The sequence below is a fragment of the Nocardia anocheti genome, from assembly GCF_029675105.1.
Lineage (GTDB): Bacteria > Actinomycetota > Actinomycetes > Mycobacteriales > Mycobacteriaceae > Nocardia.
The window spans coordinates 19,322-27,329 of sequence record NZ_JAQQFV010000016.1 but is presented as its reverse complement, the minus strand read 5'-3'; the positions used below and the strand labels follow the sequence as shown (position 1 = coordinate 27,329).

Annotated in this window: 9 protein-coding genes; 3 read left to right on the top strand and 6 right to left on the bottom strand. The window is 65.1% G+C overall.

Going from position 1 to position 8,008, the window contains the following annotated elements; translation table 11 throughout:
• Positions 1-64 precede the first annotated feature (64 nt).
• From QC180_RS29600 to QC180_RS29590, 3 genes are all read right to left on the bottom strand, one after another.
• Positions 65-709: a hypothetical protein gene (locus QC180_RS29600; protein WP_278266161.1), complete on the bottom strand. Its 645-nt coding sequence runs from the start codon at positions 707-709 to the stop codon at positions 65-67.
• A 56-nt stretch (positions 710-765) separates the two neighbouring features.
• Positions 766-1,221, bottom strand: a complete 456-nt coding sequence (locus QC180_RS29595) for a hypothetical protein (RefSeq protein WP_278266160.1) — start codon at positions 1,219-1,221, stop codon at positions 766-768.
• Positions 1,222-1,631: 410 nt separating this feature from the next.
• On the bottom strand, positions 1,632-2,024 hold the full coding sequence (locus QC180_RS29590; RefSeq protein ID WP_278266159.1) for a hypothetical protein: 393 nt from the start codon (positions 2,022-2,024) through the stop codon (positions 1,632-1,634).
• 163 nt (positions 2,025-2,187) lie between these two features.
• On the opposite strand from QC180_RS29590, the gene QC180_RS29585 reads away from it, so the two are divergent.
• Together QC180_RS29585 and QC180_RS29580 are read left to right on the top strand one after the other, a co-directional pair.
• Positions 2,188-2,754, top strand: a complete 567-nt coding sequence (locus QC180_RS29585; protein WP_278266158.1) for a GNAT family N-acetyltransferase — start codon at positions 2,188-2,190, stop codon at positions 2,752-2,754.
• 93 nt (positions 2,755-2,847) lie between these two features.
• Positions 2,848-3,342 (top strand): hypothetical protein, encoded by a 495-nt coding sequence (locus QC180_RS29580; protein ID WP_278266157.1) that lies wholly within the window; start codon positions 2,848-2,850, stop codon positions 3,340-3,342.
• Between the two features lie 37 nt (positions 3,343-3,379).
• Here QC180_RS29580 and QC180_RS29575 read toward each other — a convergent pair whose 3' ends face one another.
• Positions 3,380-3,979, bottom strand: a complete 600-nt coding sequence (locus QC180_RS29575; RefSeq protein WP_278266156.1) for a hypothetical protein — start codon at positions 3,977-3,979, stop codon at positions 3,380-3,382.
• Between the two features lie 570 nt (positions 3,980-4,549).
• Between QC180_RS29575 and QC180_RS29570 the strand changes: the two genes are divergently transcribed.
• Positions 4,550-4,891 (top strand): hypothetical protein, encoded by a 342-nt coding sequence (locus tag QC180_RS29570; protein WP_278266155.1) that lies wholly within the window; start codon positions 4,550-4,552, stop codon positions 4,889-4,891.
• A 152-nt stretch (positions 4,892-5,043) separates the two neighbouring features.
• Here QC180_RS29570 and QC180_RS29565 read toward each other — a convergent pair whose 3' ends face one another.
• The gene (locus QC180_RS29565; RefSeq protein ID WP_278266154.1) at positions 5,044-6,798 is read right to left on the bottom strand and encodes an Hsp70 family protein; all 1,755 of its coding nucleotides are present in this window, start codon (positions 6,796-6,798) and stop codon (positions 5,044-5,046) included.
• Positions 6,795-7,904, bottom strand: coding sequence for a hypothetical protein (locus QC180_RS29560; RefSeq protein WP_278266153.1), 1,110 nt, complete (start codon positions 7,902-7,904; stop codon positions 6,795-6,797). Before QC180_RS29560 ends, QC180_RS29565 begins: the two co-directional genes overlap by 4 nt.
• Between the last annotated feature and the right edge of the window lie 104 nt (positions 7,905-8,008).

Genomic DNA, 8,008 nt, shown 5'->3' with positions numbered 1-8,008 from the left:
AAAAGACCACGGGCACTCCGGAATTCGCCGCATCGTCAGGCAACGACGAATCCCGGAGGGGTGACTACTCCGTGGTGATTCCGGTGGCAGCGAGCGTCCTGGCCACCGCGGGGAGATCCGGCTCCCGGTCGTACGGCGGTCCAGGCCGAAGCCGCTCGAGCCACCCGCGGGGCGCCAAACGGTAGGCCTCGGCGTCCGTCAGCAGGCTGTCTATATCCGGCAGCCCGGGTGCCTCTTCCAGATGGGGAATCAGCTCCCGGAGCAATTCGTCTCGGTCGATCACGCCGAACAAGCCGCTCGCCAACCCGTCGTCGCGGAGATCGTCCGGGTACGGCGCGCGAGCCCAAGCTCCGTTCTCGTACCAGTACACGGTGCCGGCCTGGTAGTCCTCATATCGTTCACGAAGCTCGTCGAACGGAAGCCACGCCGGTCCACCCGCCAAGACGTCGATCGGCGGTTCATAGAACCGCACCTCACTCACTTCTTCCTCGCCGTACAGCAGGAACCGGCCCTCGCCCTGGGGCGACAGCGTCCATACGGTGCAGGCGGAATCGTCCCAGTGCAGCCCCTCCGCGTCGATCCAGTAGCCGGTCCGGCCCGGCTGCTCTTCCCTGCTGTCGGCCCGAACCGCGGCAATGAACGCCCACCGCGCCCACAGCGTCCTGGCATCGGGAAGATCTTCCGGCCGCCCCGGCTTATGAATGGTCATCGCATGCCCCCTGGAGTGAATCCTGTTGCTGCTCAACATATCGTCCTCGACAAACGTCAGACGGCGATCCCCCCGCCGACGAGCGCCCTGGTGATCGCGGCCAGGTCCCGCGACCCGCGACGATCATCATCCCTGCGCAGCCGTTCCAGCAGTCGCCGCGGTTCGAGACGACCGGCCTCGGCGTCATCGAGGAGTTGCGCCGCGATCTCTCCGCGCGCTTCGTCGACGAGCAGCGGATACAGATTGTTGCGCAACAGCATGTCCCGATCGACCAGATGCTCCATCCCGGTGCTCAGTCCATCGTCGTGGAGATCCTCCGGGTAGGGCGCACGAGCCCACGCCCCCTCCTCATACCAGTAGACGCACCCGACCTCATTCCCGTCGATCCGCTCGTTCAGCTTGTCGTACGGCAGCCACACCGGCGCACCCGCGAGCATGTCGATCGCCGTCTCATGCCAGCGCACCTCACCGGAATCATCATCCCCATACAGCACGAACCGCCCCTCACCCATCCGCAACATCGTCCACCAGGTGCACCCCCGTCGTCGTAATAGACCTCGTCGCCGACGACACAGAACCCACCCCCATATTCGAACGGCTCGTTCTCGGCCCCCTCGGTCATATCCACCGACGCGACCAACACCCATCGCGCCCACAATGTCTCGCCCTTCGGCAGGTCCTCGGGCAACCCCGGGTGGTGCACGCTCATGCTGAGAATTCTCGCAGCACTCCGGCCCGGACGATCGGGCTCGACCCCTCCGCCGAGCGCCGTGGTGACGAATCGCATCAGCTGACGGTGATCGACGCCGCTGGACTCCGCCCGGTCGACCACGTTGAGCAGCAGGTGTGCGAGGCGGTCCGGTGCACCGTCCCACTGACGCCCGGCACGATGCGAGGATCTGCCGGATCGGATCGCGGCCGCTCAGGGGGCCGCGTCGGGAAGGTTTTCCGCAGCGAACTCGGCTGCCGGCGGGCACAGGTACTTGATGCTCGCGCCTGCGACGACCTCAATGGAATGGAAGTCGTCCGATCGGGTGTTGGGCAGCATCGCGCTGCTGACATCGCCACTCGCGCTGTAGATCTGATAGCAGATCCTGCGGCCTTGGATGGCGAGGTCGGTATCGGAGATGCCACCGCGGTCCACGCCGGAAACTTCGATGGAGCGCAGGAATCCGGGCACGTCCTCGGTCAGCGCATCGATCTGCCCTTGCACCCACGGGTCCGGACGGGGTGCGGCCTCGGCGATGCCTGCGGAGAGCATCGCGCCGAGCGCGAGTGTGGCGAGTAGCGGCGAAACACTGCGGTGTAGCGGCATCAGCTCACCGTACCGGCGATGTCCGGTTGCTATGGGCAAGACCAGGGACTTGCGCCCATTCGAGATGTGTGGCACTCCGCGGAGCACGATTCCGGCCGTGTCATGGCCGAGGCGCCGATCTCCTGGTAGACCGGGGGCGGAGCCGGCGCAGGGGGAAAGTCGAGTGGATCAGTTGTTGTCGACATTGTCCGCGGTCGAGATCGCCGCGGAGCGGGTGCTGTTGCGCAAGGCGCGTGATAGCGATCGCGGGCGGCTCATCGAGTTGCGGACCGACGCGGAGGTCGCCGCCTATATCGGCGGCCCGCGGCGTCGCGAGGATGTCGAGCGGTACCTCGACGAGATCGGCGGCATGGCCAACGCCACCGACGATCCAGGCACCTTCATCATCGCCGACCGTGCGACCGACGCTTTCCTCGGAACGATCGAGCTCGACCGCCGTGCGCCGGACCAGCCCGGGCGGGTGACCGACGCCGGCGAGGAACTGGAACTGAGCTATCTGCTGCACCGTGACGCCTGGGGCGTCGGCCTGGCCACCGAGGCCACAACCGCCGTATTGCGCGCAGCCGCAGGCGAACTCTCTGACCAGCCGGTCCTCGTCGTCACCCAATCGGCCAACACACGTTCCCTCGGACTCGCAGCCCGGCTCGGCTTCCGGCCGGTCACTATCTTCGAACAGTTCGACGCCGAACAGACCCTGTTGGCAGCCGACCTGCACTTGTTCGAGAAGTGAACCGTCGGTAGGCGTCGACTGCGCGACCCGGTCGGTCCGACGCCGGCCCGCTCACCCCACCTCCGGGTGTCTGACCGTGCGGAGGGAGTTAGATTGGAACCTGCCGGGGAGGCACTCGGGGAATGCGGGGAAAGTTTGAGAACGCGCGAGCTGGTCTACGCGACGGGCCTCTGCGTGGTGATGGCCGTCTCTGCCTGCGGCCACTCGGTCGAAGGATCGGCGGTCGCCGCGGCGACAACCAGCACAGTCGCGAACAACTGGAAATCGCCACAGGGCACCTGGATCGGCACCTACGAATGCTCCCAGGGCACAACCGGATTGACGTTGACGGTGCAATCCGAGATACGTGCCGAGTTCGATTTCTACCCAACACCGGACAACCCCACGGTCCCGTCGGGCCACTTCAGCATGCGCTGGCGCGTCGATTCGGGCCGACTGGAATTCCGCCAATCGGCCTGGATCGACCGCCCGGGTTCCTACGTGATGGTCGACCTGATCGCCGACCGCACCGACAGCACAACCACCCTGACCGGCAAGGTGGTCGGCGGCGGCTGCACGACATTCCAGCTGAGCCGCGACGTGTCCTGACCACGTCCCGGCTGCTCGCCGCGCAGCCGGGACGCAGCTACGCCAGTGGTGTCGATGCCGTCGAGGGCTCCGCGGTGATCCCGGCAGCGGTGAGGGTCCTGGCCGCGGCGGCGCGGTCCGGTGGAGGCTCGAGTGGACTCTCGCTGCGCAGCCGGTCGAGCACCAGTGCGGCGTCCAAGCGGTAGGCTTCCGCGTCGGCGAGCAGGCTGTCGATGCTCGGCCCGTCGGTGGGCTCGGTCAGGTGGGGGACGAGCGCTCGGAGCACCTTGTCCCGGTCGGCCAGGTCGGCCATGCCGCAGTCCAGGCCGTCGTCGCGGAGGTCATCCGGGTAGGGCGCACGAGCCCATGCACCGTTCTCATACCAGTAGACGCTGCCGACCTCGTACCCTTCGATCCGATCGCGCAGTTCCTCGTACGGCAGCCACTCCGGTGCACCCGCCAGCATGTCGATCGTCGGGTCATGCCACTTGACCTGGCTCGTTTCGTCCTCCCCGTACAGCACGAACCTGTCCACACCCATCCGGGACAGGATCCACCAGGTGCACCCGGAGTCGTCCCAGTGGAGACCATCGGCATCGATCCAGTGGCCGCTGTCGTTGTCCTCCACCGCGCCTTCCGCGCGAACCGCGGCGATCAATGCCCATCGGGCCCAGAGTATTTCGGCCTTCGGTAGGTCGGTCGGACGTCCCGGTCGGTGAATGGTCAAGGTAGCGGACTCCTGGCTGGTGGATCTGGTGCTTCTCGATAGCGGACGATAGTTACTGTGCCAGTGCCTAATCGAGCAGTCACCCCTGGTTGCGATGTGAAATCTCTGCTCCAGCGTCAGCCCTGATGCCGATCGACAGCACAGCTTTGCGTTGCGCGGTACTCGGGATCTTGCACGACACCTGGCCGGAGTGGGCCGTGTACTGGGCAGCCGCCGGTGCTGACGACGTGGTCGGCTACTGCACTGGGCATCGGCCGACGGACAAGGGCTTCGGTGTCGGCATCGAGGAGGTTGCCGGACTTTTCGAGGATCATGAGGTGAACGTACGAGGACCATCCGACAAGTACGGAGGTAGTCGACGACGGCAGAGCAACTCCCCACCTCGGAAGAATCATCGCGAGCGGTGTCATGCGCTGGAATTGGTGCGGTCTCAGGGGATCTGGTTACATCACCGATGCATCAGCAGCACGTGAGACGTTGCGCGGCTTGGACGGAGTATGGATGCAACCGGTAAGCCCGGAACAGCGACAGCAGCTACTCAGCATGGCGGTGTATGCCGAAGTTGCTCGTGGCGCCCAGGTTCAGTCGATGGACCAAACCTCGGCTCTGCTTCTCAAAGTCGACACCGTCAACCACATCTTTCATTTGCTGATGACCGCGTTCACCTGCGGTGTCTGGGCGGTGGTGTGGCTCCTGGTCACGGCATCTGCGCGAGCTAGGACGTTTCGGCTGGTTGTTGATGAGTTCGGGATTGTTCAGCATTCGGATCAGGGCCGTTCCGACTCGCGCAGCTGGGAGCCGCACGACGGCCTCTGGTGGCGCGGGCAGAACGGCCGACCGTGAGATGACTGCCTGACCGTGCCGGCAGAGGGGATGCGGCCGAGGTCGCGATCCTCGAACCGGTAGCTTGGCCTCGGCCGGGCGGGCAACCCATTCGGCCGCGCGACCGGATGTGGAGGGTGGTGCGGCGGCGCTTTCGTGCCGCCGACCGGGCATCAGCGCGATCCGCACCGGCAGTCGGGATCGTTCGATCGGCGTCGGCAGATCGCGCACGGCTGGTAGTAGAGGTGTTCGTCGACCTGGGTCTGCGGTGGCCGCAACGCTCGGCTGAAATAGGTCGGTTTGTAGGTGTAGAGAACCTCGCCGGGAACGTAAAGGTCGTCCTTCTTTTCGGCGATGTTCGACCGGACAACGACGCTGCCTTTCTCGGCAATTTCCGGCTCGCGAGGCGGCCCAGGGTCGTCGGCGACACCCGCGTTGGTCCGCGCCGATCCCAGAGATATCCCGAACTGCAGGTCGTGCAACGACTTTCGTTCGTTCGCTCCACCGAGGCCGGACTTCGCGCGGATGTGGACGATACCGTCCGGGTCGAGAGTCGTGTGCAGCGTCAACCGCTCGATGAACGGCCGTGCTGCGGAATCGACCACGAGACTGAGTGTTTCCAGATCGTCACGCGGGTCGGAGCGTTGGGCCTCGGCGCGTTGCTGGGCGGGTGTGCAGAACTGGAACTTGGCCTGCCCGTCGCGGGGATCCGCGCAGTACATCTCCAAAGATGATCTCGACAGCTCCCCGCCGTCGAACGGGACACGGGTTCCAGCGGCGACGAGCCGGTAGTACGAGCCACGCGCCAACCGGACCTCGATGTCCTTGGCCAACTCCAATTGTTGCCGGTCGTGGGCGATCCAGGCCGCACCCTGGGCGATGAGGGTCGCGCTGTTCTGTGATACCTCGACGCGGTGCGCGCCGAAGAACTCCCGCAGTCGCGACGAAATCGCCGGCATCCGGGACATGCCGCCGGTTACCAGGCACATCGCCACCTGCGAGTCGCTGATGTGAGCGGCATCGAGTAGCGCCACCACATGGTCCATCGCGCGATCGATCAACGGCTTGGCGATGGTATCGAGTTCTGCTCTGGTCATCTGCTGAGTCAGCGGAGAGCCAGTGGCCGGGTCGAAGTTCCGGATATAGAGCGTCGCCGAATCTTCTTCTGACAGATAGATTTTCAGCTGTTCGCATTTGTGTCGGAGCTGGCGACGGCGATCCGGGTCGACATCGAAGGACGCCCCAGTGCTCTGGGCCAGAATCCAGTTGCGCAGCGCGTCGTCGAACACATCGCCACCGAGCTCGCCGGTGCCTGCGTTCTGGAGCTGAACGACGCGACCGTCCATCAGGCGGCACAGGGTGAGATCCAATGTGCCGCCGCCCCAGTCCACGACCAGCACGTTCTTACGATCGAAACGCCGGACGAAGTCGGTGCCGATTCTCGGCCGGAAGTGGCCGTAGAGCGCGGCGAACGGCTCATGGACGAATTGGACCACGCGAATACCGGCGCGGGCGTATGCCTCACGCAAGGCTCGGCGTCGATGTCCGTTCATGTCGATGGGAATGGTGGCCACCGCGTCGGTGATCTCGGACAGATAGTCGGCGTTTCGGGGCGAGGCGAGTGCGCGTCGCCGTACGTGATCGATCACGTCGTAGGTGACGTCTATGGGGCTGAGCTCCATACCGTCGACACTGATCGACTCGTCGCCGAGGTAGGTCTTGGGAGACTTGACGAAACTGCCGTGCACGCCGAGTCCACTCGCGTCGAGTTCGTCTTTGGCGGCCTGACCGACCACTTTCCGCACACCCTCGTACTTGACTACCGAGGGCACCGGTCGGTCGTCGTCGAGCAAGTCGTATACGCGTTCGCCGGCAACAACCGAGATGAGGCTGTTGGTTGTGCCGAAGTCGAAGCCGACGACCGTCATGACTGGTCCTCTCGAGCGGCCTTCGTAGAAGGCGGTTGAAGCGTGGTCAAGCTGCGCCGGAGGTTCTTGACCGAACGGCCGACGAATTCTTCGGTGATCTGTGTCTGCCCGTGCCGAAGGGCGTCGAGCGCGTCTTCGAGCGATTCGATCTGCTGGGTGATGGCACGGGCGGTATCGACCCGCAGGATCTCGAAATCCGAGGTCGCGCCCATGCGTTCGCTGCGTCGCGCCTCGGTCTCCTGCTGGAGTGCGGCCTTGACCTTCGACAGCTCGGCTTCCAGCTCTGTCGCTCGGGACTCGGCAGTGCTCAGTGCGGCCACGGCATGCTCGATCTCGGCTCGCGCGATGTCGAGATGGTGGGAATGCTGGTCCCTCTCGGCCTCGACGCTTCGCAGCTGACCGCGGGCGGACTGCACGACGAGCGCGACCGCCTTGCGCGCGGTCTTCGGTAGCGTGGCGAGCTTCTCGCGGCTGGGTGCGGCATCGACGAAAGGCGCCTTGGCATCCCAAATGGTGTCGGCGAAGGCATCAACGCACTGGGCAAGATCCCAATTCGCAGCCGAGGCGGCGAGCAGGACGAGAACGTGTGCCGCGTTGTCGGACAGGCTTTGCAGCGCAGGTCGGGTCATCGACCGCTTGCCGTCGAAGTTCTGTTCGAGTCGATGCTGCATCCGCGTGATCGACTGGGGCAGCGCCTCCGGTTCGAGGTCGCCGCCGATCAGTCGCGACAATCGCGTTTCGAAGGCGGAGTCATCGATGAATGCCGGGTGTCGCTGGGTGATGCGCGCGGCCAGCGCGGTGATGGTCTGCCGGGCGGTGCCACGCAGGTCTGATCTCTCGGCGGTCAAGAGCAGGGCCAAGGCTGTGGCGAGTTTGGTGTCGCGCGCGGCGATGTCGGTGACCACTTCGTCGAGTTGATCGAACCCGGTCGGCTTCGACAACGCGAGCCTGGCCGGTGCGCTCTTGGCTAGTTCGACCGGCTTGAAATCCTGATCGAGGCCGTGCAGGTAGCGCAGGAAATCGGCGAACGACTCGACCTCGTCGATCGACGGATTCGAGGGCTTCTCCTGCGCTGAGGAATCCAGCGACGTGGACTCTGCGTCCATGCCTGATCGTTGTACTCGCGCGGTGACGATGGCGGAATCCTCCCCGCCCAGCTTCGGCACTGGGCACACGTCAACTCTTCCGGCATCTGGCACGGTCTCGGAGT

Coding starts and splice junctions, on each gene's coding strand:
- QC180_RS29600 (WP_278266161.1), bottom strand. CDS start 709: ATGACCATTCATAAGCCGGGGCGGCCGGAAGATCTTCCCGATGCCAGG.
- QC180_RS29595 (WP_278266160.1), bottom strand. CDS start 1,221: ATGGGTGAGGGGCGGTTCGTGCTGTATGGGGATGATGATTCCGGTGAG.
- QC180_RS29590 (WP_278266159.1), bottom strand. CDS start 2,024: ATGCCGCTACACCGCAGTGTTTCGCCGCTACTCGCCACACTCGCGCTC.
- QC180_RS29570 (WP_278266155.1), top strand. CDS start 4,550: ATGCAACCGGTAAGCCCGGAACAGCGACAGCAGCTACTCAGCATGGCG.
- QC180_RS29565 (WP_278266154.1), bottom strand. CDS start 6,798: ATGACGGTCGTCGGCTTCGACTTCGGCACAACCAACAGCCTCATCTCG.
- QC180_RS29560 (WP_278266153.1), bottom strand. CDS start 7,904: ATGGACGCAGAGTCCACGTCGCTGGATTCCTCAGCGCAGGAGAAGCCC.